25 protein-coding genes are annotated in these 26,433 nt (G+C 66.2%); 5 read left to right on the top strand and 20 right to left on the bottom strand.

The window, feature by feature from the left end; translation table 11 throughout:
- Window positions 1-9 precede the first annotated feature (9 nt).
- Window positions 10-690, top strand: a complete 681-nt coding sequence (locus tag NG697_RS06645) for a FadR/GntR family transcriptional regulator (RefSeq protein ID WP_252613840.1) — start codon at window positions 10-12, stop codon at window positions 688-690.
- A 210-nt stretch (window positions 691-900) separates the two neighbouring features.
- Window positions 901-2,070: an AI-2E family transporter gene (locus NG697_RS06640; RefSeq protein WP_252598520.1), complete on the top strand. Its 1,170-nt coding sequence runs from the start codon at window positions 901-903 to the stop codon at window positions 2,068-2,070.
- 179 nt (window positions 2,071-2,249) lie between these two features.
- Here NG697_RS06640 and NG697_RS06635 read toward each other — a convergent pair whose 3' ends face one another.
- Window positions 2,250-2,786: a hypothetical protein gene (locus tag NG697_RS06635; RefSeq protein WP_252608407.1), complete on the bottom strand. Its 537-nt coding sequence runs from the start codon at window positions 2,784-2,786 to the stop codon at window positions 2,250-2,252.
- Window positions 2,787-3,009: 223 nt separating this feature from the next.
- On the opposite strand from NG697_RS06635, the gene NG697_RS06630 reads away from it, so the two are divergent.
- Window positions 3,010-3,837 carry a DUF1206 domain-containing protein gene (locus tag NG697_RS06630; protein WP_252608406.1) on the top strand — a complete coding sequence of 276 codons (828 nt, stop codon included), beginning with the start codon at window positions 3,010-3,012 and terminating at the stop codon, window positions 3,835-3,837.
- Window positions 3,838-3,939: 102 nt separating this feature from the next.
- On the opposite strand, the gene NG697_RS06625 is transcribed toward NG697_RS06630, so the two are convergent.
- The 14 genes from NG697_RS06625 to NG697_RS06560 form a co-directional block, all read right to left on the bottom strand.
- On the bottom strand, window positions 3,940-5,406 hold the full coding sequence (locus NG697_RS06625) for an FAD-dependent oxidoreductase (RefSeq protein WP_252608404.1): 1,467 nt from the start codon (window positions 5,404-5,406) through the stop codon (window positions 3,940-3,942).
- 99 nt (window positions 5,407-5,505) lie between these two features.
- Entirely contained in the window at window positions 5,506-6,774 is a 1,269-nt protein-coding gene (gene cobA, locus NG697_RS06620; RefSeq protein WP_252613839.1) for a uroporphyrinogen-III C-methyltransferase, read from the bottom strand.
- A gap of 102 nt (window positions 6,775-6,876) precedes the next feature.
- Window positions 6,877-7,173 (bottom strand): putative quinol monooxygenase, encoded by a 297-nt coding sequence (locus NG697_RS06615; protein ID WP_252613838.1) that lies wholly within the window; start codon window positions 7,171-7,173, stop codon window positions 6,877-6,879.
- A gap of 134 nt (window positions 7,174-7,307) precedes the next feature.
- On the bottom strand, window positions 7,308-8,252 hold the full coding sequence (locus tag NG697_RS06610; RefSeq protein ID WP_252569818.1) for a PLP-dependent cysteine synthase family protein: 945 nt from the start codon (window positions 8,250-8,252) through the stop codon (window positions 7,308-7,310).
- A gap of 393 nt (window positions 8,253-8,645) precedes the next feature.
- Entirely contained in the window at window positions 8,646-9,098 is a 453-nt protein-coding gene (locus NG697_RS06605) for an SRPBCC family protein (protein WP_252608400.1), read from the bottom strand.
- A gap of 126 nt (window positions 9,099-9,224) precedes the next feature.
- Complete coding sequence (locus tag NG697_RS06600; RefSeq protein WP_252608398.1) at window positions 9,225-10,181, bottom strand: ABC transporter permease; 957 nt, start codon at window positions 10,179-10,181, stop codon at window positions 9,225-9,227.
- Entirely contained in the window at window positions 10,171-10,896 is a 726-nt protein-coding gene (locus NG697_RS06595; RefSeq protein WP_141141322.1) for an ABC transporter ATP-binding protein, read from the bottom strand. Before NG697_RS06595 ends, NG697_RS06600 begins: the two co-directional genes overlap by 11 nt.
- A 37-nt stretch (window positions 10,897-10,933) precedes the next feature.
- Entirely contained in the window at window positions 10,934-12,070 is a 1,137-nt protein-coding gene (locus tag NG697_RS06590; protein WP_252613922.1) for an ABC transporter substrate-binding protein, read from the bottom strand.
- Window positions 12,071-12,182: 112 nt separating this feature from the next.
- Window positions 12,183-13,349, bottom strand: a complete 1,167-nt coding sequence (locus tag NG697_RS06585; protein ID WP_252613920.1) for an RtcB family protein — start codon at window positions 13,347-13,349, stop codon at window positions 12,183-12,185.
- 128 nt (window positions 13,350-13,477) lie between these two features.
- On the bottom strand, window positions 13,478-14,932 hold the full coding sequence (locus NG697_RS06580; protein WP_252608394.1) for a sulfate adenylyltransferase subunit 1: 1,455 nt from the start codon (window positions 14,930-14,932) through the stop codon (window positions 13,478-13,480).
- The gene (gene cysD / locus NG697_RS06575; RefSeq protein WP_252613837.1) at window positions 14,933-15,901 is read right to left on the bottom strand and encodes a sulfate adenylyltransferase subunit CysD; all 969 of its coding nucleotides are present in this window, start codon (window positions 15,899-15,901) and stop codon (window positions 14,933-14,935) included.
- Complete coding sequence (locus tag NG697_RS06570) at window positions 15,898-16,656, bottom strand: phosphoadenylyl-sulfate reductase (protein WP_374209903.1); 759 nt, start codon at window positions 16,654-16,656, stop codon at window positions 15,898-15,900. The genes cysD and NG697_RS06570 overlap by 4 nt, the downstream gene beginning before the upstream one ends.
- A complete protein-coding gene (locus NG697_RS06565; protein ID WP_252598531.1) occupies window positions 16,620-18,365 on the bottom strand; it encodes a nitrite/sulfite reductase in 1,746 nt (581 codons plus the stop codon). The genes NG697_RS06570 and NG697_RS06565 overlap by 37 nt, the downstream gene beginning before the upstream one ends.
- Before the next feature lie 1,081 nt (window positions 18,366-19,446).
- Complete coding sequence (locus tag NG697_RS06560) at window positions 19,447-20,178, bottom strand: sirohydrochlorin chelatase (protein ID WP_252598532.1); 732 nt, start codon at window positions 20,176-20,178, stop codon at window positions 19,447-19,449.
- A 61-nt stretch (window positions 20,179-20,239) separates the two neighbouring features.
- Here NG697_RS06560 and NG697_RS06555 point away from each other — a divergent pair, with 61 nt between their 5' ends.
- The gene (locus tag NG697_RS06555) at window positions 20,240-21,004 is read left to right on the top strand and encodes a trimeric intracellular cation channel family protein (RefSeq protein WP_252598533.1); all 765 of its coding nucleotides are present in this window, start codon (window positions 20,240-20,242) and stop codon (window positions 21,002-21,004) included.
- A 13-nt stretch (window positions 21,005-21,017) separates the two neighbouring features.
- Window positions 21,018-21,446 carry a hypothetical protein gene (locus tag NG697_RS06550; protein ID WP_252598534.1) on the top strand — a complete coding sequence of 143 codons (429 nt, stop codon included), beginning with the start codon at window positions 21,018-21,020 and terminating at the stop codon, window positions 21,444-21,446.
- Window positions 21,447-21,560: 114 nt separating this feature from the next.
- On the opposite strand, the gene NG697_RS21335 is transcribed toward NG697_RS06550, so the two are convergent.
- The 5 genes from NG697_RS21335 to NG697_RS06520 all read right to left on the bottom strand — a co-directional run bounded on the left by NG697_RS21335 (window position 21,561) and on the right by NG697_RS06520 (window position 26,414).
- Window positions 21,561-22,400 carry a type IV toxin-antitoxin system AbiEi family antitoxin domain-containing protein gene (locus tag NG697_RS21335; protein WP_374209902.1) on the bottom strand — a complete coding sequence of 280 codons (840 nt, stop codon included), beginning with the start codon at window positions 22,398-22,400 and terminating at the stop codon, window positions 21,561-21,563.
- Between the two features lie 400 nt (window positions 22,401-22,800).
- Window positions 22,801-23,901 (bottom strand): polyprenyl synthetase family protein, encoded by a 1,101-nt coding sequence (locus NG697_RS06535; protein WP_252613836.1) that lies wholly within the window; start codon window positions 23,899-23,901, stop codon window positions 22,801-22,803.
- On the bottom strand, window positions 23,898-25,226 hold the full coding sequence (locus NG697_RS06530; RefSeq protein WP_252613835.1) for a geranylgeranyl reductase family protein: 1,329 nt from the start codon (window positions 25,224-25,226) through the stop codon (window positions 23,898-23,900). The genes NG697_RS06535 and NG697_RS06530 overlap by 4 nt, the downstream gene beginning before the upstream one ends.
- 3 nt (window positions 25,227-25,229) lie before the next feature.
- Window positions 25,230-26,006, bottom strand: a complete 777-nt coding sequence (locus NG697_RS06525) for a demethylmenaquinone methyltransferase (RefSeq protein WP_246848588.1) — start codon at window positions 26,004-26,006, stop codon at window positions 25,230-25,232.
- Window positions 26,007-26,018: 12 nt separating this feature from the next.
- Window positions 26,019-26,414: an MDR/zinc-dependent alcohol dehydrogenase-like family protein gene (locus NG697_RS06520; RefSeq protein ID WP_252613834.1), complete on the bottom strand. Its 396-nt coding sequence runs from the start codon at window positions 26,412-26,414 to the stop codon at window positions 26,019-26,021.
- Window positions 26,415-26,433 lie beyond the last annotated feature (19 nt).

The following is a 26,433-nucleotide window of genomic DNA, read 5'->3' as shown; positions in this document are numbered from 1 at the left end:
TAGGACGCCATGACCCTGAGCACCTCACACCGCCAGCCTCTCGCCGACGAGGTCACCGCCAAACTCCGGCAGATGATCCACTCCGGCGAGTGGCCCTTGGACCAGCGCATCCCCTCTGAACCGGAACTGATGCAGCGCCTGGGCGTCTCGCGCGGCACGTTGCGCGAAGCCATCAAGGCCCTGGCCCACAGCGGGATGCTGGAGGTCCGCCGCGGCGACGGCACCTACGTCCGCGCCACCAGCGAGATGTCCGGCGCCGCCCGGCGCATGTACCAGGACCACACGGACGAACACATCCTCGAGGTCAGGCTGGGCCTGGATACCCAGGCGGCGCGTCTTGCCGCCCGGAATGCAACGGCCGACGACGTCGCCGCACTGCGTGCCGTGCTCGCCACCCGGGAAGTCGCCTGGAACGCCGCAGACTTCGAGGGTTGGGCCCGGGCGGACTGGGACTTCCATGCGCGCGTTGCCCGGGCCTCTGGGAACCCGCTGCTGCACGAGCTCTACGTCAGTTTCGGTGACGTGTTCCACCAGGACCTGCTCAAACAGCAGCGCAAGGGCCGGCTGGACGGCCTCACGTACGAGGGCCACGGCGCCCTGGTGGATGCGATCGAGGCCCACGACGCCGACGCCGCGGTGGCCAGCGTCAACCAGAACCTGAACACCTGCGCGGAGTGGCTGCGGGCGTAGGTCCAGTTCCTGCCTGATGGCCCAACTAGGTAGCACTAAGTGTCGTTATGAGCGCTCATAACGACACTTAGTGCTACCTACTTTCAGGGGCGCGCGAAGGTGTGGTTTCTCCGCGGGCCAGCCCCATCAGTAGGCTTACTACCTGACGCAGGTAGTTACGCCCCGGGGGCCTCCCGCATCCCGGGTGCCCGCCGATGACCAGGAGTTTCCATGTCACGAGCAACCCACCAGGCCCCGAACGAAGAAACCCCGAGCGAAGTGACCCCGGCGAAGCCTCGGGAGCGGAAGCCGCCCGGCGCGCTGTGGGCCGACGGGCTGGGAAGAGTGGGTATCCGTTCGGCCCAGGTCCTGCTGATCCTGGCAGTGGCCGTGGTCTCTGTGTACGCCCTGATGCAGATCAAGCTTCTGGTCATTCCGGTCCTGATCGCCCTGATCCTTGCCGCGGCCATCGGCCCGTTCGTCAACGTGCTCCGCCGCCGCGGTCTGCCGGGCGCCGCGGCCACGGGACTGGCGTTTGTGGCGCTCCTGCTCCTGCTGGCCGGCGTGGGGACGGTCATCTACTTCTCCGTCCGGAGCCAGTGGGCCGAGCTGGCGCAGCAGGCCTCCTCGGGACTGGACGAGCTGGAGCAGTTCCTGCTCACCGGTCCAATTCCGATCGACCGGGAGCAGCTGAACCAGGCACGGGAGGGGATCATCCAGTTTGCCACCAGCAGCCAGGTCCGCTCGGGTGCCATCACCGGACTGTCCGTGGTGACAGAGTTCCTGGCCGGAAGCGCACTGATGGTGGTCATCCTGTTCTTCTTCCTCAAGGACGGCGCCAAAATCTGGAACTTCTTCCTGCGACCCTTCAGCGGGCAGCGGGAAGCAAAACTCCGCCGGGTGGGCAGCCGCACGCTCGAAGTCCTGGGCGGCTACGTCCGCGGCACCGCCATCGTGGCCCTGGTGGATGCCGTGGCCATCGGCGCGGCACTCCTGATCCTGCAGGTTCCACTGGCGTTCCCGCTGGCCATCATCATCTTCATGACCGCTTTCATCCCGCTGGTGGGAGCCACGGTTGCCGGCATCCTCGCGGCCCTGGTGGCCCTCGTGGCCAACGGTCCGGTGGTGGCGCTGATCGTGGTGGCCGTGGTGATCGCCGTGAACCAGCTGGAGGGTGACCTGCTGCAGCCGATCGTGATGGGCAAGTCGCTCCAGCTTCACGCGCTGGTGATCCTGATGGCCCTGACTGCCGGCACCATCCTGGCGGGCATCATCGGCGCGGTCCTGTCTGTCCCCATGGCGGCCGTCATCTGGGCTGTCATTCAGGTGTGGACCGCTGAGGATCCGAACCTTGAGGACATGAATCCGGACCTCCCGCCGCCCAACAGCCAGCCAGTCTGAGCCGGCTCTTCAAAATCGAGGCGCCTATTCCCTGGCGCGCTGGAAATATCGGGCGCGCCAGCTCTTCTGCGCGTCGCCAGCCGCTTTGCGCGTCGCAAGCACAGCGCCCGACGACGGTCCGGCACCTGGGTGCCGAACCGCCGTCGGGCGTCACCGCGTCTTAGTACTGCCGCTACCGCTTAGGGGCGGAGGCCCTGGAACACGTTCTTGGGCCGCTGCATCTCGCCGTGCTTGGCACCCAGGACAATCACCGCGGCAGCGAAGGCCGGGACGGCCCACTGCAGCACCTTGAGCTGCTGCTGAGCCGACTGCAGTTCCTCGGACGCACCGGGATTCGGCTCGGTGGCGCCCCGCGCTCCCTCGTCCGCGAGCCTTTCTACCTTCTTGCCAAGGATGCCGGCGTAGAGTGTCACGGCGGCACCGGCAACCGTGACCGCCGTCTTGATCGCGGTATCGCGGGCCACACCGTCCTGCTTCGCGATGCGTCCCTTGTTTTCCCACGCGATGGCGAGGTCAGCCACCAGGTGCGCGGCGAAAGCCGCAGTCTGGATCGGAGCCCACTTCATCCAGCCCGCGCTGGAAAGACGGGTACGTTCCGTCGGATCCTTGGCCTCCGCCGTCGCCCCGTTCAGACCAATGGCTCCCATCAGCGCGCCGCCGAACCATGCCGCAGCGCTCAGATCGTGAACGGACCGGGCAACAAGATTTCCTGCCATGATGTGGTTTCCTAACGTCGAACTGGTTCCGAAATGCCGCTGGTGCGGTCTGTACTGGCTGTGCCCCGTAAGGTCATTGACAAGCTATGATAAGCACACTTACCACTGTTACGAAACCCCGACTTCCACCATGGTTGCGCGTAATATCTTCGCCATAGACAGACGCACATGACCTGGCCCGGAGCCGGCACACTGCACGCCTAAAGACCGACGAACGGCAACAATGGCAGACGGGGAATCCAGCATCAGCGAGGCGGCAGACGCCGTCGAGGAGGCGTCCGACACCAAGGCGCTGGACGTTGTGGCGCGCTCGGGTTTTGCCGTGATGGCCCTGCTCCACATCATTGTTGGCGTCATTGCCATCGCCCTGGCCTTCGGTCAGCCGGGGCAGGCGGAAGCCACCGGTGCCATCGAGCAGCTGGGCGCCAACCCGTGGGGACCGGCCGTGCTGTGGTCGTGTGTGGTGGCGTGCACCGGCCTGGCGTTGTGGCAACTGAGTGAAGCCACCCTGCGTGCCCGGCACCTGCCCAGTGCGAAGCGCTGGGGAAAACTGATCTCGTCAGGATGCCTGACCATTGCCTATGGCAGCGTGGGGCTCAGCTTTGCGGGGTTCGCCGTGGGAATTCGCGGAGACTCGGGAGACACCACCCGGGATTTCAGCACCGCCCTCCTGGATGCGCCGTTCGGGCTGCCTGTGCTGGTGGCGGTGGGCCTGACCACGATGGGCGTCGGCGTCTACTTTGTGGTCAAGGGTGTCCGGCGCGGGTTCAAGGACGAGCTCTTCCGGTTCGAGGGCACCCGCCGCGGCAGGCTGATTGATACCTTGGGCGTAACGGGCCACGTGGCTAAGGGAATCGCGCTGAACCTGGCCGGGCTGTTGTTTGTGATCGCCGCCGGGAAGCAGAGTCCCGAGGAATCAACCGGTCTGGACGGCAGCCTTAAGGCACTCCGCGACCATCCGTTCGGCCCGCACCTGCTCGTCGCCATCGGGGCGGGCTTTATCTGCTACGGCCTGTTCGCGCTGGTCCGGGCCCGTTTTGGCAGGATGTAGGGCCCCGGACGAAAAAGCGCGAACCGGCAGCTAATGACCTCAAATTTGCGGTTTGCGGTCATTAGCTGCCTGTTCGCGCTGTTGTGCGGGTGCTGGCTCGGACTAGACGTTCGCGGCCACGCCGTCGCGGGAGATGGCAACCATGTCCTCGCGCGGCACCACCTTGATGCGCTCACGCTTGACCTCAACACCGTGCGAACCGCCGGCCTCCGTGGCCGCGGCACCAAGGGCGAGCTCGTGCGCGTCCAGCGCGAGCCAGCCTTCCCAGCTGGTGAACTTCACCCCGCGGGCGTCGAGGAGTTCGACGACGGCGTCCGCCTCGGGAACAGCGGCGACCGGCAGGTTTTCGCGGTCTTCCATCAGGTACGTCACGGTCTCGAGTGCGTCGCCCTTGGTGTGGCCGATCAGGCCTACCGGTCCGCGCTTGATCCAGCCGGTGGCGTAGATGCCCGGCACGTGGGTGCCGGCGGCATCCAGGACGCGGCCGCCGTCGTTCGGTACCACGCCCTTCTTGTGGTCGAATTCGATCTCCGGGAGCGCCGAACCGAAGTAGCCGATCGAGCGGTAGACGGCCTGGACCGGGTAGTCCACGAACTCGCCGGTGCCGCGGGCGTTGCCCGTGCCGTCCAGCTCGGTGCGCTCGAACTTCATGCCGGCAACCTTGCCCGGCGCCACGGCGTCGTCGTAAATTTCCACCGGGCTGTGCAGGAAGTGCAGGTGCAGGCGGCGGGAGGCGGTCAGCTCGGAAAGGTCCTCGGGCTGCTCGGCGATCCAGTTGGTGAGGGTGCCCACCATGGTTTTGGTCTGGTTGTTGCTCTGGATCTGGCGGTCCGATTCCTCGTCGAACTCGAAGTCCTCGGCGTAAAGGATGATGTCCACGTCCTTGGAGTGGCTCAGTTCGCGGAGCTCCAGCGGCGTGAACTTGACCTGGGCCGGGCCACGGCGGCCGAAGACGTGCACGTCCGTGACGGGCGAGTTCTTCAGGCCTGCGTAAACGTTGTCCGGGATTTCGGAGACCAGCAGGTCGTCGGCGTGCTTGGACAGGACACGGGCCACGTCCAGGGCCACGTTGCCGTTGCCGATCACGGCGATTTCCTTGGCGTCCAGCGGCCATTCGCGGGCGACGTCGGGGTGGCCGTCGTACCAGGAGACGAAGTCCGCTCCGCCGTAGGAGCCGTCCAGCTCGATGCCCGGGATGTTCAGGTCCGCGTCCTTGATGGCGCCGGTGGCGAAGATGACGGCGTCGTAGTGCGTGCGGAGGTCCTCGATGGAGATGTCCGTGCCGTAATCCACGTTGCCGAAGAAGCGGATGTCGCCGCGGTCCAGGACCTTGTGCAGGGCGTTGACGATGCCCTTGATGCGCGGGTGGTCCGGGGCCACTCCGTAGCGGATCAGACCGTAGGGTGCCGGGTAGCGGTCAAAGAGGTCGATGCTCACGGTGAGCTCGCCGCTCTTGACGGCTTCGCTCTTGGTGAGGATGTCCGCGGCGTAGACGCCGGCCGGGCCGGAGCCCACAACGGCAACGCGCAGCGGACGCTCGGCAGATCCTACGGAGGTGCTTGATGACACGGCTGTGTTCCTTTTGTTCGTACCGGCCCAACTAGGTAGCACTAACTGTCGTTTTGAGGGCTCATAACGACAGTTAGCGCTACCTAGTTGGGTGGGTGGCTAGGTGGTGAGGGCTCTTGCGGTGGTGCGGGGGCTGTTCGGGGTGGTGGTGCTGTAGTCCGCTGTCTTGAAGTGCGACGGCGCGAACGGGCTGACGCGGACAACGTCGCCGATCACAATCACGGCAGGATTTGCGACGCCGGTGGCTTCCGCCTGGTCGGCGATGGAACCGAGCGTGCCGATCGTCACGCGCTGATTCGGCAGATAGCCGTTCTCAACGATGCCAACTGGAGTGTCCTGAGGCAAACCGGCGCCGGCCAGGGCAGCGGCCGAATCCCGAAGTGCGGCCACGCCCATCAGCAGGATGATGGTGTGATCTGCCCGGGCGGGGACCTCGGACAGCTCCTCGTGGCCGGTGACCACACTGAAGCCCTTGGCCAGGCCGCGGTGAGTCACGGGGATGCCGGCGGCGGCCGGAACGGAGATCGCGGACGTCACGCCGGAGACAACTTCAACCTCGACGCCGTGCTGCCGGCAGTATTCGGCTTCCTCGCCGCCGCGGCCCAGGACGTACGGATCGCCACCCTTGAGCCGGACCACGCGGTGCCCCATCAGGGCTTCGTCCACCAGGATCCGGTTGATCTCGGCCTGCGGCACGGGATGGTGGCCGGGGGTCTTGCCCACTTCGATCACGCGGACGTCGGGGGCAAGTTCGTTGAGCAGTTCGCGCGGGCCGAGGCGGTCTGCCACCACAACGTCGGCCTGGCCGAGCAGCCTGCGGCCGCGGACGGTGATGAGGCCGGTGTCGCCGGGACCGCCACCCACAAGGGCCACGGAGCCCGCAGACGCACGACGGCGGCGCAGCGGGAGGTCGCCGGTTTCCAGTGCGGTGGCGACGGCGTCACGCAGGGCCATGGCACGGCGCGGGTCTCCCCCGGCGTTCACGGCGATCTGCACGTCATCCACCACGGCGACGGCGGGCGTCCACGCGGCTGAGGCTTCGTGGTTGGAGGCGTTGACGCACCAGATGCGCTGCGCCTCGGCGTCGACCGACACCTGGGTGTCCACGGCGGGATCGCCGGTGGCCGTCTGGACGAACCAGACGCCGTCGACGTCGGACGCAAGGTATGTGCGCGGCTCCCAAGTGAGGAGGCCGGCGTCGGCCAGTTCGCGGAGCGCGGCGGAGGCAACGGGAGCCACGACGGTGACCCGCGCACCGGCGTCGAGCAGACCCTTGGCGCGGCGGGCTGCCACGGGGCCGCCGCCCACCACCAGCACGGGGCGGCCGAGCAGCCGCAGTGCTGTGGGGTAAATATCCTGAATTGCCATGAATCAACGGTAGGGCCGCGTCGTTTCACCAACAACGGCAGCGGAAACACCAGTTCACGTAGGGTAACGGGGCGTCACATTCGGTGCTGTCCCGGTTCGGGGCTACTTCACGGCGATGAGCTCGATCAGCCGGATGTTGGGATCCCTGGCCAGGAGGCTTGGGCCGTGTTCGCCGAGCGCCGCCGGGATGGCACCGTTGAGATGCTCCTGCCGCGCTTCCTCAGTCTCGAAGGTGTCGAAGATGCCGAAGGTGTTTTCGTCGACGCGGAAGGCGTACCAGGTTTTAGTGCCCGGCTCGGTGGCCACGATGTCACGGCCTCCGCTGAGGAAGTCCCAGACGTCCTGCTCCTTGCCCGGCTTGGCCTCGACCAGTGCCAGTACTCCAAAGTTAAGCACCATTGCAGTCTCCTCAAGAACATCAGCGGAATCGGCCGCCTGCCGGCCTATTCCAGAGTCTAGGAAGATGCCCGGACCAGAACAAGGGTCCGACGGAATGAAGGAGTCCGGTGAGGGCGTCGCCCTGTGAGTCCCGGCTATTGGCCGTACAGTCCAGTACTGAGATAGCGGAAGCCGGAGTCGACCATGACGGTGACAACGGTTGCGTCTGGACCGAGCTGTTCGGCCACACGCAGCGCGGCCACGACATTTCCTCCGGAGGAGGTCCCGGCAAAGATGCCTTCCTCGCGGGCAAGCCGCCGGCTCATCGCCATCGCTTCGTCGGATGAGACCCGTTCAATCGCATCCACCTCCGCTGGCTCCCAAAGCGGGGGAATAAAGCCGATGCCGGTCCCCTCGATCCGGTGCGAGCCCGTCGGGCCCCCGGAGAGTACGGCAGACTCGGCCGGCTCGACGGCGACGACCCGCAGCCCGGGAAGGTGGGCGCGAAGGGCACGCGCCGTGCCGTGGATCGAGTGGGCGGTGCCGACGAACTGGACGAAAGCGTCGACGCGGCCATAGGACTGCTGCCAGATTTCCTGGCCCAAGGCGAGGTAACCCGTGATCGCATCCCGGTTGTTGAGCTGGTCGCAGGCCCAATGGCCCGGCTGCGCGCTCAGTTCACCCGCCCGGGCGATCATCGCTTTGATCAGCTGCTCCGTGATTTTTCCGTGGTCGCTTGGCACGTCCTCGACCGTTGCTCCGAGCGCCTCCATGGTGCGGCGCTTCTCATCGCTGAACGCGTCCGAAAAAACGACGTGGAGCCGGTAACCTTCGGCTGCGCAGACCAACGCGAGCGAGATGCCTGTTGTCCCGGCAGTGTACTCGACGACGGTGTCACCCGGGCTGAGGTCGCCGCGGGCTTCTGCACCCCTGATCGCGGCCACGGCCATCCGGTCCTTCATGCTCCCGGTAGGGTTCGCAAACTCCAGCTTCGCGAGCACCCTGGCCGATCCCGCCGGTACCACTTTGCCCAGCTCGATCAGTGGCGTAGAACCTATCCCCGCCAGTACGCCCCCGCCTGCCCCCACCGCACGTTCCATGGTCTTCCTCACATCGCGCAACGCCCGCCCTGATGACTCCGGATAAGTCCCAAGATATACCCCTCAGGACCGAGAGCCGCGTCATATTCCCTGCTCAGGCCGCCGACGTCCGTCAGCCAGACCAGGGATTCAATGCCCCTGGCGCTGCGGATCGCCAGGACCAGCCGTTGAATGTCCTGGCCGGCCCATTGGCCCTGGAGCGGGGCAAGCGCCTCCGAGATCCAGGCGATCGCACGCCCCTGCCGCAAGGGCAGGCTCCGGGCCCGTCCCCCGGCTGCTCCAGGGAAAGCCTCAACATGGTCCGCTGCTGCGCCTCGGTTTCGACGATCATTCTGGTGAACTCCACCACCACGGCATCCAGCCGCTCCGCGACGTCTTCCCGTTAAGGACGCTTCATGCTGTCCAAGGGCCCGCCAGGAACCGGCCACGGTGCGCGATTAGGCGTTGCAGGTAACCGCGGAGAATCAGCCGCTCAGCGAGGCGCCCCCGAATGCCGAATGGCGCGGTGAATTCGACGCGGTCCGTCATGATGCTGCCAGTCTCAGTGGCCTGGAACTCATGGACATGGCGGAATGACTTGAACGGCCCCCTGACCTGATCATCCGTGAAGCTGGCGGGAAACTCCAGCGCTGTGATGCGGCTGGTCATGGTTAGCGGAACGCCGAAGTGCCGGGCCCGCCAGGTCACTTCCTGGCCTTCATCGATCAGCCCGGACATGACTCCCGCAATGGCCCGCTCCCCCGCACCCCGCTGCGAGTCCACGTGGGCGTCAACGCTGCGCGCGAGGTCGAACAGACGCTCCGGGGGCAGTGCGGACTCGGTGCGGCACACGAAGCTTACGGTCATGGCGCCAGTCTGCCAGACCCACATTGGTCGCGGAAGCAGCAGCAGAGCCCGACGGCGGGACTCGCCGTCGGGCTCTGCTGTTAGGTTTCGCGGGGGTTGGGTTTTGCGGGGCGTTGCCGGTGCGGCCTAGCGGGTGCTTCCCGAGAGGAGGCCTCGGCTGCGGAGGAGGCGCTTCTCGATCGGCGCGAACACCAGCAGCTCAATGAGGATACCGACGGCCAGGATCAGCAGGATTGCGGACATCACGATAGTCATGTCGGCCAAGTCGCGGCCCTGGTTCAGCATGGAGCCGAGGCCGAAGCCGATGGTGCCGCCCACGGCGATGATTTCCGCGGCCATAAGCGACCGCCAGGAGAACGCCCAGCCCTGTTTGAGCCCGCTGAGGTAGCCGGGCAGCGCGGCAGGCAAGATGATCTGTACGGCCATCTGGAAACGGTTCGCACCCAGGACGGTGCCCACCCGTCGGTACTGCGGCGGGATCTGATCCACGCCGGAGATCAGCCCGTTGATGATGGACGGGATCGCACCCATAAACACCACGAAGTAGACCGTGGCGTCAGTAAGCCCAAACCAGATGATGGCCGCGGGCACCCAGGCTACGGACGGCAGCACCTGAAGGCCGGAAATCAGCGGCCCGAAGGCACGGCGCAGCGGCGCAACCTGGGCCAGCAGCAACCCCACCGGCGTGGCAATGGCAACGCTGATCAGGAACCCGACCAGCCCGCGCTGCAGCGAGGTCCACACCGCTTCCTGCAGTTTGGCCTCACCCCAGAGGATGCCGATCTGGCCCAGGACGTCGAGCGGACCGGGCACAAGGTCGCGGCGCTTGAGGCCCAGGGATACGTAGAACTGCCAGATCAGGACAAGGACCACGAGGGCCGCGACGGGCAGAAGCACACGGCTCCAGTCGATACGGTGCTTGCGCGCGGCGTCGGACTGGAGCGAATCCAGCCCGGCCTCGAGCTCGCGCAGGTCCTCATGCCCGGTGGAAGTTCGGGTCAGGGCGGCGTGGACTTTGCGGGTTTCCGGCTTGCTCTCGACCACCGGTTCGGTCTCGGCGAGGGGCGTGGGGTTATTTGGCATGGCGGCGAATCTCCTCCCGCAGCCGGGCGGTGATGACCCCGGTCAGCTGTCCGGCCAGGCCGGCGTCGGTTCGGTGTTCCTCGGTGACGGCCCATTCCTGGACCACGCGGCCGGGCCGGGACGACAGCAGCAGCACACGCTGGCCCAGCCGCACGGCCTCGCGGACGTTGTGGGTCACAAAAACGATTGTCCGCCCGGTTTCCTTCCAGATTCGTTCCAGCTCGTCGTGCAGCAGGTCGCGGGTGATGGCGTCCAGGGCGGCAAACGGCTCATCCATCAGCAGCAGCTGCCGGTCCTGCGACAGGGCACGGGCCAGTGCCACGCGCTGGCGCATGCCGCCGGAAAGCTCGTGCGGACGCTTGTCCCCCGCCTCGCCGAGATGCACCAGCTCGAGCAGCTCGTTGGCCTTGATCCGGCGTTCAGCCTTCCCCACACCGCGCAGCTTCAGGGCCAGCTCGATGTTCTCCCGCGCCGTCAGCCAGGGGAAGAGGGCAGCGTCCTGGAACATAAAGGCTGCTCCGTCGCTGGGTACTTCAAGGGCGCCCGACGTCGGGACCTCCAGCCCCGCCATGATGTTCAGCAGGGTGGATTTGCCGCAGCCGGATGCACCGAGGAGGGCTACGAATTCGCCCGCGCCGATATTGGCGTTGACGTCGTCCAGCACCGGGGCGCCGTCGCCGAAGCGCTTGCCCAGGTTTTCCAGTACGACTGGCATGGTCCCGTCCTTAAGTAGTTGGTGCGGTAGGTGGCGGTCAGTCCTGGCCGAGGCCGGCCGCGGAGGCCCGTTCGGCGGTCCCGGTGACTTCGTTCAGGGCACGGAGGTCGAACAGTCCGGTGATGTCCGCCTGCTTCGTGGTGCCGGCTTTCACGCCGTCTTCGAGGAGCTTGGGGTAGGTTCCCGCGAGCGGATCCACCGTGAAAACCACGTTCTGCAGGGCTCGGTCAAGGACATCGGCGGGAAGCGCCGCGCCTGCCGATTCCTGCAGGGCGCCGTTGATGACACTTGTTTTCTCTGCGGCAGGCGCGTCATTCAGCCAGGCCACGGACTCCACGTGGCCGCGCAGCAGGGCTTTCACGGTGTCCGGGTGCGCGGCGGCGAACTTCTTATTCACAATCAGGATGGTGGTGGGGAACTCGCCGGCCTTGCCGGAATGCGAGCCGTCCCAGAGGTCCTTTTCGTCCACCAGGACCTTGGCTCCGGCCTGGAGCACCAAACGGGACGCCCACGGCTCAGGCAACCACGCGCCGTCGAGCTTTCCATCCTGGAACAGTTTCAGCGTCTGGGCGTTCTCCGTGGGGTTGATTGAAACGTCGCCGCTGCCGTCCACGTTGGTCTTGTAGCCCTGCGAGCCGAGCCAGGCGCGAAGCGCCACGTCCTGCGTGCCGCCCAGCTGAGGCGAGGCCAGGGTCTTGCCCTTGAGCTCGGCCGCCGAGTTGATTTCCGGACGCACAACCAGCTGCGCCCCACCCGCTGCGGCGCCCGCGATGACGCTGACGGACTCCCCCTCGCTCTTGACAAACGAGTTGATCGCGGGATTCGGGCCGATGTATGCCGCGTCGATGGCGCCGGCGTTCAGGGCCTCGATCGCGGCAGGCCCGGCGTTGAAAGTTTCGGTGCTGAGCTTGGTGTTGCCCAGATTCCGGGCGAGGATCCCCTGTTTCACGCCCACCAGGGCCGGGGCATGCGTCAAGTTACCGAAGTAGCCAAGCTTCAGTTCTGCGGCCGGAGTGGGCGACGGGAGGGCTGCCTCTGCCGCAGTATTACGGGAGATGGACGACGCCACAACGGCACCGGCGGCGATCAGGAAGACGAGCCCGATGGCCAGGGCCGCCTCGATGGCACGCTTGCGCTTGGGTACGGCGCTTTCGCCTGCCACGATGCGGGTCATCCCGGGCTTGGAACTAGTCATTGTTTCACCATAGGGAGTGACCTAAACCCATTCAATGAAGCAGAAACGGGGGGTCACGCGGGTTCATGCAGCGTCACATTCCGGGCCCGGCTCAGTCCCCTTTGACGTTGACCAGCTGCCGCAGTTTGTGGCGCACCGTGACCAGGTCCGCCGCGTCCCTCATCACCACATCGATGGGTTTGTACGCCGCCGGAATTTCGTCGATGAACGCCTCGGTTGCCCGGAATTCGATGCCCTGCATGGCCGTCTTCAGCTCGGCCAGCGAGAACGTTTTGCGGGCAGCCGTCCGGGAGTACTCGCGGCCGGCCCCGTGCGGGGAGGAGTTCAGCGAGACGGGGTTCCCCAGCCCCTCCACTACGTACGACGCCGTCCCCATGGACCCGGGGATAAGTCCCGGATCGCCGTGCTCGGCTCTGATCGCCCCCTTCCGCGATACCCACACGGATTTGCCGTAATGGGTCTCCTGCTGGGTGAAGTTGTGGTGGCAGTTGATCCGCTCGCGCTCCTTGACATGGCCGCCCACCCAGTGCCCGAACTGCGTAATGACGCGGTCCATCATTTCCTCGCGGTTGAGGAGGGCGAAATGTTGGGCCCTGCGTAGTTCCTTGATGTAGCGGGCGAACTCGCTGGTACCCTCCTCCAGGTAGGCGAGGTCCGGGTCAGGCAGCCTGGTCCCGCGCTTCCGGGTCACCTGCTGGGCGACGCCGATGTGGTGCTGCGCGATCTTGTTGCCCACGCCCCGCGAGCCCGAGTGCAGGAACAGCCAGACGGCGTCGGTTTCGTCGGCGGAGACCTCGATGAAGTGATTGCCTGATCCCAGCGAGCCCAGCTGAAGCTCCCACTTGGCCAGATACTGGGCCGGGTTGAAGCCGGCCTGCGCCGCGAGCTTCCGGAGCTCGGCGAGGCACGGTTCGGCAGTGTGCTGGACGCTCCTGTTGTTATGCCCGGCGGACAACGGAATGGCCCGTTCGATGTCCTCGCGCAGCCGTTTGCGGTCCTTGGGCAGGTCCTTGACCGAGTACCGGGTCCGCACGGCGATCATGCCGCAGCCGATGTCCACGCCCACGGCGGCCGGGATGATGGCGCGCAGGGTGGGGATCACCGAGCCGACGGTGGCGCCCTTGCCCAGGTGCGCGTCCGGCATCAGGGCAAGGTGCGGGTAGATGAACGGCAGCGTGGACGTGGCCAGCGCCTGCTCGCGGGTCTTGGCGTCCAGGATCGAGGCCCAGCTGATGAGCTTGCTGTTGATGGTCTCCACGCCGCGCCTCCCACTGACGATCATGGTGCGGCAGACTCAGGCCCACAAGCCCTAGGAACAGCTCTGCCCCGCATAACCGGTGTTGGGGCAACACCGTTCATGCGGGGCAGGGCAGCTCAAGCTCGGGCTTAGATGGAGTAACGCTCGTCCTCGTGGTCGCCCGGGTGGTCCTTGACGAGGCCCGCGGCCAGCGTGTTGCCGTCCAGCGGGTCGATGACGAGGAACGCGCCGGTGCGGCGATGGTGCAGGTAGTTCTCCAGCGGCAGCGGCGCGGCGAGCCGGAGCTGCGCGTGGCCGATGTCGTTCAGCTCCAGGCTGGACGCGCCTTCGAGCTTGAACGTGGCCAGGTCCAGCTTGCCGCTGACGCTGCGGACCAGCGCCTGGACGGTGCGTGTGCCGTGCTTGACCAGCACCTTGGCACCTTCCCGCAGCGGCTTCGGCGACAGCCAGCACAGCGCGGCGTACAGGTCGGCGGTGGACTCGCGGACGGTGCCGGAGGCGGCGATCGTGTCACCGCGGGCCACGTCGAACTCATCCGCCAGGCGGATCGCCACGGACTGCGGGGCGAACGCTTCCTCCAGCGAATCACCGGCGAAATCGATGCCAATCACCGTCGTCGTGCGCGGAGCCTGGCCCGGTGTCAGCACGGACACCGAATCCCCGACTTTCACCGAACCCTCGGTGATCTGGCCGGCGTACGCGCGGTAGTCACGGTAGGCCTCAACGTCCAGGCCGCCGGCAACGGCGTCGGGAGCCAGCGCACCCTGCGGCCGGATGACCAGCTGCACCGGGAAACGGAAACTCTCCAGCTGCGTGTCGATCTCGTCTGCGGCGGGCAGGGTCTCGAGGACCTCCAGCAGGGCGGGACCGTCGTACCAGGGGGTGCGCTCGGAACGGTCCACCACGTTGTCGCCGTCGAGGGCGGACACCGGGATCACCAGCAGATCATCGATGTGGTCCGCGCTGCCCAGCTCGGCGGAGCCGATGCCCAGTTCGCGGGCCACCTGCTGCACATCGGCCTGGATCTCACGGAACACGGACTCGCTGAAGTCCACCAGGTCGATCTTGTTCACGGCCACAATCACGTGCGCCACCCGCAGCAGCTGCAGCACGGACAGGTGCCGGCGCGTCTGCTCCAGGACACCCTTGCGGGCATCAATGAGTACGACGACGGCATCCGCCGTGGACGCGCCGGTCACCGTGTTTTTGGTGTACTGAACGTGCCCGGGGCAGTCCGCCAGGATGAAGCTGCGGCGGTCCGTGGCGAAGTAGCGGTATGCGACGTCGATGGTGATGCCCTGCTCGCGCTCTGCGCGCAGGCCGTCGGTCAGGAGGGCCAGGTCGATGCCGCCTGCCGCGCCGCCGAAGCCTCGGTCCGCGGAGGTGCGGGCAACGGCGTCGAGCGTGTCAGCAAGAATCGCCTTGGAATCGTGCAGGAGACGGCCCACCAAAGTGGACTTCCCGTCGTCGACCGATCCCGCGGTGGCGAAGCGGAACAGCGTGGTGGGCAGGGCCTCGTTGATTGAGCCTGTCGAAATCAGGGTTTCGACAGGCTCAACCACCGGCGTATTAAGAGTGCTCATTTAGAAGTAACCATCCTTCTTGCGGTCTTCCATGGCTGCCTCGGAGATGCGGTCATCTGCACGGGTGGCGCCACGTTCGGTGATGGTGGAGGCGGCAACTTCGATCACAACGTCGCTCACGTTGGCTGCGTCCGATTCAACGGCACCGGTGCAGGACATGTCGCCCACGGTGCGGTAGCGGACGGTTTTGACGATGACTTGCTCGTGCGGCAGCGGCTGGGAAACTTCGCCGACCGCACGCCACATGCCGTCGCGGGCAAACACTTCGCGGTCGTGGGCGTAGTACAGGCCCGGCAGCTCGATGTTCTCGCGTTCGATGTAGCGCCAGATGTCCAGCTCGGTCCAGTTGCTGATGGGGAACGCGCGGACGTGCTGGCCCACGGTGTGGCGGCCATTGTAGAGGTTCCACAGTTCGGGGCGCTGGTTGCGCGGGTCCCACTGGCCGAATTCGTCGCGGAGGCTCAGGATGCGCTCCTTGGCGCGGGCCTTGTCCTCGTCACGGCGGCCGCCGCCGAAGACGGCGTCGAACTTGTTCTGCTGGATGGCGTCCAGCAGCGGGACGGTCTGCAGCGGGTTGCGGGTGCCGTCGGCACGCTCGGCCAGCTCGCCGCGGTCGATGAACTCCTGGACGGAGCCGACGACGAGCTTCAGGCCAAGGCGCTCCACCGTGCGGTCGCGGAAGTCGATGACCTCGGGGAAGTTGTGACCGGTGTCCACGTGCAGGACGGGAAACGGGACCTTGCCCGGCCAGAAGGCCTTGGTGGCCAGGTGCAGCATCACCACGGAGTCCTTGCCGCCGGAGAACAGCAGCGCCGGCTTCTCGAACTCGGCCACAACTTCGCGGATGATGTGGATCGCTTCGGACTCGAGGGCGTCCAGGCTGGAGAGGCGCGTGGAGATCTCGACAGGCTCGATCACCGGCTCGGTGGTTGAGCCTGTCGAAACCAAAGTGTCGTTAAGGGTGCTCATACGTGTAGTCCGCATTCTGTCTTGTCGGTGCCTGCCCAGCGGCCGGCGCGGGGGTCGTCTCCGGGCGCCACCTTGCGGGTGCAGGGCTGGCAGCCAATGGAGGGGTAACCCTGGGAAAGCAGCGGGTTGACGGGCAGGAGGTTGTCATCGGAGTACTGGACCAGCTGGTCGAACGTCCACGCGGCCACCGGGTTGACCTTGACCAAGCCGTTGACTTCGTCCCAGGTCACCAGCGGGGTGTTCGTCCGGGTGGGAGCCTCGTCGCGGCGGACGCCGGTGAACCAGAGTTCGTAGCCGGCCAACGTACGGCGCAGCGGGGCCACCTTGCGGAGGGCGCAGCACTGGGCGGCGTCGCGGGCAAAGAGGTCCTTGCCCAGGAGCCGGTCCTGCTGTTCCACGGTGTTCTCGGGAAGGACGTCCACCACGTTGACGCGGAGGTTCGCGGCCACCTCGTCACGCGTGGCGTAGGTTTCCGGGAAGTGGTAGCCGGTCTCCAGGAACAGGACGTCGACGCCGGGCATCTGGTCAGCGACCAGGGCCGGCAGGACGGCGTCGGCCATGGAGCACGCGACGGCGACCGCTGAGAGGTCGAAGTTGCGCTCCACCCAGGCGATCACGTCGCGGGCCGGGGCGTCCCAGCCGAGCTCGGCAGCGCCGGATTCGGCGATGACCTTCAGCTCGTCGTGGGTGCGGAGGACGTTGGCAGGTTGAGTGTTGCTCACTGGAGGGCCTCCTCGTCTGCTGCGTGGGCCCATTCGGCGAAGGTCTGGCCTTCGGCGCGCTGGGCCACGAACGTGCGGACGACGCGTTCCACGTAGTCCGGCAGGTCCTCGACGTACACCTTCAGGCCGCGGACGGTGCGTCCCAAACCAGCCTCTTCGCGGCTGTTGGAAGCCAGCCCGCCGCCCAGGTGGACCTGGAAACCCGGGGAGGGGTCGCCGTCGGGCGTTGGCAGCATCATGCCCTTCAGGCCGATGTCCGCGGTCTGGATGCGGGCGCAGGAGTTGGGGCAGCCGTTGATGTGCAGGGACAGCGCGTGCGGCAGTTCGCCGGACTCCGCGAGGTCCGCCAGGCGGCGTTCCAGTTCAGCGACGGCGGTGGCGGCCGTGACCTTGGTTTCCACGATGGCCAGCTTGCAGTATTCGATGCCGGTGCAGGCGATGGTGCCGCGGCGGAACACGGACGGGCGTGCGGAGAGGCCTAGGGCATCCAGCTCGGCAACCAGCGGTTCCACGTGATCCTTGGCAACGTCCAGCACTACGAGTTTCTGGTGCGGGGTGGTGCGCAGGCGGTATGAGCCGCGGGCCTCGAGGGTGTCCGCGAGCTTGATCAACTGAGCGCCGGACAGGCGGCCTGCCAGCGGGGTGGCGCCGATGAAGAACTTGCCGTCCTTCTGCTCGTGCACACCGATGTGGTCGCCCGGAGTGGTGGGCTTGGGCGCGGCGGGCCCGTCGGCCAGCTTGTAGCCCAAGTATTCATCCTCGAGGATCTGGCGGAATTTCGCCGGTCCCCAGTCGGCCATCAGGAACTTCAGGCGGGCCTTGGTGCGCATGCGGCGGTAGCCGTAGTCGCGGAAGATGCTGGTTACGCCGAGCCACACTTCGGCGGCTTCCTCGGGCTTCACGAAGGCACCGAGGCGCTTGCCGAGCATCGGGTTGGTGGACAGCGCGCCGCCCGCCCAGAGGTCGTAGCCGACGCCGAGTTCGGGGTGGCGGACTCCCACCAGGGCGAAGTCGTTGATCTCGTGCACCACGTCCTGGCTGGGGTGGCCGGTGATGGCGGTTTTGTACTTGCGCGGCAGGTTGGACAGCAGCGGGTTGCCGATGAAGCGCTCCCCCAGCTCCGCGATAAGCGGCGTGGGGTCGATGATCTCGTCCTTGGCGATGCCGGCCACGGGCGAGCCCAGGATGACACGGGGCACGTCGCCGCAGGCCTCGGTGGTGGACAGGCCAACACCCTCAAGCCGGTTCCAGATCTCGGGGATGTCCTCCACGCGGATCCAGTGCAGCTGGATGTTCTGGCGGTCCGTGAGGTCGGCGGAATCCCGGCCGAAATCAACGGAAATCTGGCCGATGACACGCAGCTGCTCGGTGGTCAGCGCACCGCCGTCGATCCTGACCCGGAGCATGAAGTACTTGTCTTCCAGCTCGTGCGGCTCGAGCGTGGCGGTCTTGCCGCCGTCGATCCCGGGCTTGCGCTGGGTGTACAGGCCCCACCAGCGGAAGCGGCCGTGCAGGTCCTGGCTGGGGATGGCGTCGAAGCCGTCCTTGGAGTAGATGGTCTCGATACGCTCGCGCACGTTGAGGCCGTCGTCTTCCTGTTTCCAGGTTTCGTTGGCGTTCAGCGGGGTTTTGCCGTCCACTTTCCACTGCCCGTGCGGCTTTGCAGCGGGGCGGGAGGCACGCGCGGGGCGCTTGGCGGCGGCGGGGTCCACGGACGCTCCGGCTAGAGCTGTATCAGTCATGCATCGACTGTAGGTGCCTGCCGAAGCGCGTCACAAAGGTCCGGAAACGGGAGGTCACCTAGGGAAACAATTCGTCACGAACCGCCGGAGGCCCTTGAAGATGCCCGGCTGCTGTGCTTCGACACGTGATTGTTCTTAGACGCCGATGGCACCCTCGACCCATGGACGAGGGTCGCGGCCAGGGGTAGCCTTGGGCTTGCCATAGCAGAATTTCTGAATAAGTCAATATCTGCTGTTGGTCGCGCCTTTCGCGCTGCTAGCTGGGAAGTTGCGCAGAGTTTGGCCCCCGTAACTACTGGGAACCTGGGGCCGTTATCGGTCGTGGCGGCATCGAGGCCGGCACAACTGAGTCGATTAAACTCGAAATCTTTGGTTTGAAACCATTGCTGCCCCCAAGAAGTAACCATGAAATCCCACCTCCGCCCCCTCTTGATGCTGTTCGCAACCATTCTGCTCGTGTTCATGACAGGACTATCAGCAGCCCAAGCCGCCAGCCCGCACTTTAAGCGTGGCGGTACGCCTGTCTGTACCGTGGTCCTTTCGGACGGCGGGAGCACTGCAACAACCGTCTGCAAGGCCACACTCGCGGGCCTTGGAAATGAAGATCTCGTGGCCACTGTCTCCGTTGAGGGTACTGCCGTTTATCAGTGCCAAAACCAGGGCGGAAACGTCGCACCAGGACAAAACAAGGTACTGGTGGGACCGGCAACGGTAGCCACTCCAGTTCCTCGCGATGCTGTCAAGAACGGGACCCTCAGACTCACCACACTTCCAGTCGTACTCACGGCTCCCGAGACAGTGAGTGGAGCCGACGCTGGGTGCCCGAACCCGAACTGGACAGGCGTCAACCCGGTGCTGACGGTGACGTCAATCACCCTAGTGATCGAACAGCCCCTTGGAACTGTCATTTTCACCTGCACAGCGAGCAACCCGGACGGACTGACCGGAACGGTGCCGCTTACCTGCTAAAGAGCCCGAGTCCGGGGACAGCCTGATCCCCGCGGTTCAAGCTGCCCCAATTGCAAGGCTCCAGAATGTGCTTCCCTCGGAGGCGCATTCCGGGGCCTTCGGCCTGCCCGGGTCACCCGGCTGCGACGGCGGCATCGAACCGTTCCAGCGCGATCTCGGCGAGTACCGGGGACGGCAGCAGTGGTTCCGTCAAGAGGTCGGCGCCGGCTTTGGCCAGCTGGTCGTGGAAGAACCCCGGCGCGAGCAGGTAGGAGGCAATCACCACGCGGCCGCCGTCGTCCACGGCCCCCGCGGACTCCCCCGCCCCGGCACCTCCGGCCAGCTCCTGGCGGAGCATGGCGACGGCGTCGGGCACCGACGGCTGGGCAGAGGCACCGTAGGCGGGCAGAATCCGGTTGCGCCGCAGCTCCCGCAGCTGGTCAGCGAGCTCTTCGACGCTGCCGGCGGCGTTGGGGTTGGAGGAGCCGGCGGCGGCGAGGACGATCGCGTCGCGGTCCGTGACGCCGGCTTCGCGGAGGCGCTGGTCCAGGAGGGCGGCGAGCCGCGGGTCCGGGCCGAGCGGCGCGGCAGCCAGGCTGCCCGTACGGCTTTTCACGGCCCGGGCGATGTCCACCTTGACGTGGTAGCCCACGCTCAGCAGCAGAGGCACGACGACGGCTTTGTCCGCTTCGGGCAGCGACGCCACCACGTCCACGAGGTCCGGCTGCTGGACGTCCACGTAGGCCTCGCGAACGTCAAGGCCCGGGCGCAGGGCAGCGATGTTTGCGCGCAGGGCGTTGACCTCCGCGGCGCCCTGAGTACTGGACGTCCCGTGGGCGCAGGCGATCATGATCGGGTTGTTCATAGGGGCTAGCGTAACGTTGGAGCCGCCCTGTCCGCCCACCATGAAACTGCCGGGACGCCTCATGACATTGCCGTTCGACACATTGCCGTTCGGCATCGACCTTGTATGGCTGGACCTGGCCGGAGTCTTCTTCTTCGCCGTCTCCGGGTCGTTGTTGGCGGCACGGAAGCAGTTCGATCTGGTGGGGTCGCTACTGCTGGCGTCCCTGGTTTCCCTCGGCGGGGGCGTCATCCGCGACATCATCCTCAACACCACGCCTGCGGCCTTCTCCAACCCCGCGTATCTGGTTCCCCCGGTGCTGGCGACCGTCCTGGTGTATTTCCTGTACTCCAGCGTGCAGCGGTACACCTCGCTGCTGGTGCTGTTCGACGCAGGCGGGCTGGCCCTCTTCTGCATCACCGGAACGCTGAAGGCCCTGGCCCTGGGGATGAACCCGGTGGCCGCCATGCTGCTCGGCGTGACGACGGCGGTGGGCGGCGGCCTGCTGCGGGACATCACCGCGAACGAGGTGCCTCAGCTGTTCAACCCCCGGGACCTCTACGCGCTGCCGGCCTTCAGCGGGGCGGCTTTGACCGCGCTGCTCTGGGTGACAGGGGCCTTCAACGCGTTGACGGCGTGCGCGGTGGCGGCCGTGGTGTTCGCTTTCCGAGTGGTAGCGTGGCGCCGGTCCTGGTATGTTCCGCTGGCCGTGCATGGCTGGCACCGGCGGGGCTCCGGTGGGGACTCCGGCGGCGGGGACGGGGCAGGCGGCTTTGGGGGCCCGGGCGGCTTTGGGGGCGGTGGGGCTGATGGGGCTGGCAGCGGCTCGGGAGCACGCCGCAGTTAGCTAGGATATGAGCATGACTGACATGTTCCTCGAGAAGTTCCGCGCGCTTGTTCCAACGTATCTCGAGGACGAATGGCAGGAAGAAGATGGCCTGCCCGCCGACGAACTGGACGCGGCCCTCGCCGAACACCAGTTCCAGGTCCCGTTGGTGCTGAAGGAGTTTTACCTGGCGGTGGGCGGCTGCGAGGACATCATGGAGGCCTACCACTACTTCTGGGATCCTGAAGAGCTGGAAGTGGATGACGAAGGCTTCCTGATGTTCCTTGAGGACGAGGAAGAACAGTTCACCTGGGGCTTCCGCGTAGGCGACCTCGGCATCCCGGACCCCATCGTGTACCGCCGCAACAACGCCCGCGGTCAGTGGAAGAGCGAAGAAGGCACCTTCTCCGAGTTCGTCTTCGACATGTTCGAGTGGGCCTTCAACGAAGAGGAAGAAAACTAGGGTCCTCCCCTGCCCGGCCTGCGCGGCCTAAACGGGGCACTTCGACACGGACGCGCCGCTTCCTAAGCCAGTTTCTTCGGACACGTCGCCCAAAGTGCCCCACGACGGCGAGACTCACCTCGCACCGAAAGCCCCCTGCCGCGACAGTTCCAGTACTGCCAACACCTGGCCCACCATCCGCTCAGGGTGATAGACAACGTCGTCATAGCCGAATCTGAGGCCAAGACGTCCGCCGATGACTGTGGCATTGTTGCGCTTTCGGTCCTTTTTTACTTGCCGTGGTTCCAGATGCGTACTGCCGTCGGTTTCCACCACGAGCCACTCCTCAATAAGGAAGTCCACTTCTCCCACTCCCGGAAGCTCTACATGCCTTCGTACTTGGAGGCCCGCTCGCCGGAAATGGTAGTTGGCCAGCACCTCCAGGATGGAATCCGCCCTGGGGACCACGCTGTCGAGGACGGACCTGGCGCGGGCGTTGCGGTTTCCCGAGAGCTTGCGCCGCAGGAAATCCAGGCTGATGTCGCCCCGCTGGGCTGCGCACTGAAGCATGACCAACGATTCCACTGCCGGCAAGCAACGCAACGAATGAATCAGGACATCGGCCAGACCGGCCACCGGCAGCCATGAGTGGGACGGGTGGAGGCATTGGCCGTGGGTCAACATCCCCGGCGGTGTCCTCTTATGCCCTGGACTGAGGTGCACGGAACCAGCGTCATGTATCGTCCACAGCTGGTACGTGGGGGCGGCCGACAGACATGTCAGCAGAGCGTTGTGCTGAAGCGCCAGGGCTACCACGCCTGCCTCACGCGGCATGCTGTAGATGCCTCGTCGAATCCGCACAATTCGCCCGGCCGCCAGTGCTTTGTCGAGGGAAGTTCGGGAAAATCCGGCCTCTCGGAGCGTCGAGGCCCGGGCTACGCCTGCCCGCGCGCCGAGAAAAGTCTCAATATCCATTACTCCACGGTGCACCTGGACCACAGCAAAGGGCAGACCCAAGGTGCCGCATGTGGACAACGCGGCCGTCGCGGGGCACTTCGACACGGAAACGCCGTCTCTCCAGCCCGGAAGGCCCATCGGATGCCTCAATGTGCCCCACGAAGGACGAAGTAGCCTGTGACACGGGCAGTAACAGCAGGTTTGCATCCTGTGACAAACCTGTCATAGACTGTTCACGGATCCGCTAAACGCCTCCGGCGGGTCTGATGCGAACGGAGATATAGCCCCGGTTCGACGCAACGTGTGATTCGTTTCGTTGCTGAGAACCGGGGCTATTGCATTTAACGAACTCCCCCAAGCAACCAGCAAGGGCCCCGGCCAGCTTCACCCCGCCGAGGCCCCGCTCCAAAAGAAGAGATCAGCTGGCGCGGTCCACCACAGCCAGGGCGAAGTTGGACAGCGAGGACTTCACAACACCCTCAGGAAGCGGCGCCAGTGCGGCAATGGCTTCGTCGGCCCAGCGGCGGGCAACCACCCAGGACTCGGCAGTGACGGGGTGCTCGCGCAGTCCGGCCACGGCGGCAGCCAAGGCCTCGTCCGAGGTCAGGTCCCCGTCAATGAGCTTCAAGAGTTCGACGGCGGACTGGTCACCGGCAGCAGCATCGCGCCGCAGGAACAGAACGGGCAGCGTGGGCACACCCTCGCGGAGATCCGTGCCCGGGGACTTGCCGGACTTCACCTTGACGCCGGTGACATCAATGACGTCGTCGGCGAGCTGGAAGGCCACGCCCACCTTCTCGCCGTACTCCACCAGCAGGTCCTCGTAGGCCTCGTCGGCACCGGCAAAGATGGCACCGAGCTGGCCCGAGGCGGCCACCAGGGAACCGGTCTTGTCCGCGATGACGGACAGGTAGTGCTCCACCGGATCCTCGTCCGGACGCGGGCCCACAGTCTCGTGCAGCTGGCCCAGGCACAGCCGCTCGAACGTCCGCGCCTGGATGCCCAGCGCCCGGGAACCAAGCTCGGACACCAGGATGGACGCGCGGGCAAAGATGAGGTCGCCGGTGAGGACCGCCACGGAGTTTCCCCAAACCTCGTGGGCCGTGGGGGCGCCGCGGCGGAACGGGGCCGAGTCCATAACGTCGTCGTGGTACAGAGTTGCCAGGTGGGTCAGTTCCACCACCACGGCCGCCTGCACGACGGCAGGCAGTGAGGCGTCGCCAAGGTGGGCGCACAGCAGCGTCAGCAGCGGCCGGATGCGCTTGCCGCCGGCTTCCACGAGGTGACGCGACGTTGCATCAGCCAGCGGATCGGAGTTGGCAATGGCTTCGCGCAGCTTCTTTTCCACCCGCGCCAGGTTGTTGGTGATGGCGGGGCCCAGTTCGGCGTCCTCCGCGATCGCCGCGAAGCCTGCGGGCAGCTGCAGTCCCGTGGCAATGGCGGTGGTATTGAGGCTGGGTTCGGAGTCCGGCAGGCCGTGCCCGGCGTGCGTCCAGCTGTGGTCTGCGGAGTTAGTCACTGGTTAACCCTAACTTTTTGTTGCGGATACCGCTGGTTCGATGCCGGTGGGGTGTTGGAGGTGGCCGGAACCAGCGATTCCAGGACGCGGATGGCCCGGTCCTCGAAGCCTTTCGCGGCGGGGTCGGTCAGGTTTGCGAGCAGCCGCACCACAAAGCGCATCAGCACGGGAATGGGCATCCCGGTCCGCAGCGCGAGCTTCATAACGGCGGGTTTTCCGATCAGCGCGGCAAATGCCCGGCCCAGCGTGAAGTGCGATCCCCACTGGCCCCGCACATAGTCCGCGTACCCCGCGAGGTGCGCGTCGGCGTCGTACGTTCCGGCCGAAGCAGAGCGCGCCGACGCGTCGATGATGAACTCCGCCGCGAACCGTGCCGATTCCATCGCGTAGGAGATGCCCTCGCCGTTGAACGGGGAGACCATGCCGCCGGCGTCGCCCAGGAGCAGGAGGCCGGGCGAGTAGTGCGGGGTGCGGTTGAAGCCCATGGGCAGCGCGGCGCCGCGGATTTCGCCCACCTGGTTGTCCGGGGTGAAGCCCCATTCGGCGGGCATGGCGCCGGTCCACTCGCGCAGGACCTGCTTGTAGTCGAGCTTGCCAAATTCCTTGGACGAGTTCAGGATGCCAAGGCCCACGTTGGATGTGCCGTCGCCGACGCCGAACACCCAGCCGTAGCCGGGGAGCAGTTTTCCGTCGCGGCCGGGGAGCTCCAGCCAGCCTTCCATCCAGTCGTCATCGTGCCGGGGGGACGTGAAGTAGGTGCGGACGGCGACGCCGAGGGGGCGGTCGTCCCGCTTGTGGATGCCCAGCGATACGGCGGTTCGCGTGGAGTTGCCGTCTGCGGCGAGTACGACGTCGGCGCTGAAGTCGCGTGACTCCCCCGTCTTGCGTCCGGACTCGTCCAGGAGCGCTGCGCGGACACCGGTCACGCGGCCGTCTTCAGACCGGAGAGCTTCGGTGACGCTGTGCCGCTCGAGGATTTCGGCGCCGGCAGCCTGGGCGTGGCGGGCCAGTTCCTCGTCGAAGCCCAGGCGCGTGCGGATCAGGCCGTACTGCGGAAAGTCGGAGACCTCGGGCCAGGGCAGTTCGATGGTGCGGCCGCCGGCGATGAGGCGGAGGCCCTTGTTCCGGCGCCAGCCGTCCGCTTCAGGGTGCGGCAGGCCGAGCTTCTGGATTTCGCGGACTGCCCGCGGGGTGAGGCCGTCGCCGCAGACCTTCTCGCGCGGGAAGCTGGTTTTCTCCAGGACGGTCACGCTGATACCGGCCTTGGCAAGGTAGTACGCGGCGGTGGAACCGGCTGGCCCCGCGCCGACAATCAGAACATTCACAGGTCAGCGCTGGATGTTTCGTCGGAGTTTGGCCACGGGGCCCTTGTGTGCGGCGATGGCCTCCGCTGCGCCCTCCGGCGTTGATTCCAGCGGCTTGGTGGCACGGTGCACGGCCACGATCCCGCCGGTCAGGTTGCGGTATGTGACCTTTTCCCAGCCGGATTCCTGCAGCCAGGCGGCCAGGTGGTCCTGATCCGGCCAGGCGCGGATGGACTCGGCGAGGTAGACATAGGCGTCCGGGTTGGAGGCCACCTTCACGGCGATGGCCGGCAGGGCGCGCATGAGGTATTCCGTATACATGGTGCGCCACAGCGGCACCACGGGCTGGGAGAACTCGGCGATGACCAGCTTGCCGCCGGGCTTGGTGACGCGGAGCATCTCGGCCAGCGCCTTCTTGGGCTCGTTGACATTGCGCAGCCCGAACGAAATGGTGCTGGCGTCGAAGCTGTTGTCCGCGAACGGCAGATTGGTGGCGTCGCCGGCAACAAAGTTGATGTCCGGGCGGCGGCGCTTGCCAACCTTGAGCATGCCGAGGGAGAAATCGCAGGCGATGACATCTATGCCTGCATCGGCATATGGCTCGCTGGAGGTGCCGGTTCCCGCGGCCAGGTCCAGCACCCGCTGGCCCCGTTTCATGTCCATGGCGTCCACCACGATCCTGCGCCAGCGGCGGGTTTGCCCCATGGAGAGGACATCGTTGACGACGTCGTACTTAGGTGCGACGTCGTCAAACATCGTGGCTACTTCGTCCGGACGCTTTTCCAAGGATGCTCGGTTCACCATGCAATTGTCTCAGACAAACTTGAGAAGGACTTTCGACGAGCCCGTGCCCCGGTCCGAAGCCACGGCAAACGCCTCGGCCACGTCACCGGCGTCGAACGTGTGCGTCAGCAGCGGCTCAACGTCCAGCCCGTCCGCCAGGTACGCGAGGGCGTCATCCAGCTCGTTCGCGAAGCGGAAGGTCCCGCGGTAATCGATCTCCCGGAAAACGAGTGCGGCGAGCTCGGCCGGCACGGGCCCGGCCGGCAGGTTGCCCACCTGGACCACGGTGCCGCCGCGGCGCACGGCCGCGAGGACACCGCCCAGGTCCTGGACGACGTCGCGAGCATGCGCGCCGCACGGCCGGACCTGTTCTCCGCCCCTGCCGTGCCCGAGCGACGCACGGGGCGTCCGGCCCGGGTCTGACACGCGCGGGAGTAGTGTGGTC

This window comes from Pseudarthrobacter raffinosi, from assembly GCF_023913835.1.
GTDB classification, from domain to species: Bacteria; Actinomycetota; Actinomycetes; order Actinomycetales; family Micrococcaceae; genus Arthrobacter; species Arthrobacter raffinosi.
The sequence above is the reverse complement of the archived record's forward strand: the minus strand, read 5'-3'. Positions and strand labels throughout refer to the sequence as shown.

Bases quoted from the DNA above. Each gene is read 5' to 3' on its own strand.
- NG697_RS06645 (WP_252613840.1), top strand. From the start codon at position 10: ATGACCCTGAGCACCTCACACCGCCAGCCTCTCGCCGACGAGGTCACC.
- NG697_RS06640 (WP_252598520.1), top strand. From the start codon at position 901: ATGTCACGAGCAACCCACCAGGCCCCGAACGAAGAAACCCCGAGCGAA.
- NG697_RS06635 (WP_252608407.1), bottom strand. From the start codon at position 2,786: ATGGCAGGAAATCTTGTTGCCCGGTCCGTTCACGATCTGAGCGCTGCG.
- NG697_RS06630 (WP_252608406.1), top strand. From the start codon at position 3,010: ATGGCAGACGGGGAATCCAGCATCAGCGAGGCGGCAGACGCCGTCGAG.
- cobA (WP_252613839.1), bottom strand. From the start codon at position 6,774: ATGGCAATTCAGGATATTTACCCCACAGCACTGCGGCTGCTCGGCCGC.
- NG697_RS06615 (WP_252613838.1), bottom strand. From the start codon at position 7,173: ATGGTGCTTAACTTTGGAGTACTGGCACTGGTCGAGGCCAAGCCGGGC.
- NG697_RS06610 (WP_252569818.1), bottom strand. From the start codon at position 8,252: ATGGAACGTGCGGTGGGGGCAGGCGGGGGCGTACTGGCGGGGATAGGT.
- NG697_RS06605 (WP_252608400.1), bottom strand. From the start codon at position 9,098: ATGACCGTAAGCTTCGTGTGCCGCACCGAGTCCGCACTGCCCCCGGAG.
- NG697_RS06600 (WP_252608398.1), bottom strand. From the start codon at position 10,181: ATGCCAAATAACCCCACGCCCCTCGCCGAGACCGAACCGGTGGTCGAG.
- NG697_RS06595 (WP_141141322.1), bottom strand. From the start codon at position 10,896: ATGCCAGTCGTACTGGAAAACCTGGGCAAGCGCTTCGGCGACGGCGCC.
- NG697_RS06590 (WP_252613922.1), bottom strand. From the start codon at position 12,070: ATGACCCGCATCGTGGCAGGCGAAAGCGCCGTACCCAAGCGCAAGCGT.
- NG697_RS06580 (WP_252608394.1), bottom strand. From the start codon at position 14,932: ATGAGCACTCTTAATACGCCGGTGGTTGAGCCTGTCGAAACCCTGATT.
- cysD (WP_252613837.1), bottom strand. From the start codon at position 15,901: ATGAGCACCCTTAACGACACTTTGGTTTCGACAGGCTCAACCACCGAG.
- NG697_RS06570 (WP_374209903.1), bottom strand. From the start codon at position 16,656: ATGGGCCCACGCAGCAGACGAGGAGGCCCTCCAGTGAGCAACACTCAA.
- NG697_RS06565 (WP_252598531.1), bottom strand. From the start codon at position 18,365: ATGACTGATACAGCTCTAGCCGGAGCGTCCGTGGACCCCGCCGCCGCC.
- NG697_RS06560 (WP_252598532.1), bottom strand. From the start codon at position 20,178: ATGAACAACCCGATCATGATCGCCTGCGCCCACGGGACGTCCAGTACT.
- NG697_RS06555 (WP_252598533.1), top strand. From the start codon at position 20,240: ATGACATTGCCGTTCGACACATTGCCGTTCGGCATCGACCTTGTATGG.
- NG697_RS06550 (WP_252598534.1), top strand. From the start codon at position 21,018: ATGACTGACATGTTCCTCGAGAAGTTCCGCGCGCTTGTTCCAACGTAT.
- NG697_RS21335 (WP_374209902.1), bottom strand. From the start codon at position 22,400: ATGGATATTGAGACTTTTCTCGGCGCGCGGGCAGGCGTAGCCCGGGCC.